Source organism: Bacteroides caecigallinarum (assembly GCF_016902295.1).
Lineage (GTDB): Bacteria > Bacteroidota > Bacteroidia > Bacteroidales > Bacteroidaceae > Phocaeicola > Phocaeicola caecigallinarum_A.
Map to the genome: position 1 here is coordinate 1 of NZ_JACJLQ010000234.1, position 219 is coordinate 219.

Sequence of the window (219 nt, forward strand, 5' to 3'; positions counted from 1 at the left end):
GAATAGCCGGTTAAAGAGTGTAGACGTCGATTCCCGCAGGCAAATCCACGGGAAGAGTCGAACTTGAGAGTACACCAACACCTTCGGGTAGCGGTGACAGTGTGGGTAATCAGACTGCCGAGAAAATCCGCTAAACATAACGTTGTAGGTACCCGTACCGCAAACGGACACACGTAGTCGGGTTGAATATACTAAGGCGCTTGGGTGAGTCACGGTTAA

At 50.7% G+C, this 219-nt stretch carries 1 rRNA gene; it reads left to right on the plus strand.

Going from position 1 to position 219, the window contains the following annotated elements:
- Positions 1–219, plus strand: a 23S ribosomal RNA gene (locus tag H6A27_RS14945); the annotation flags it as partial.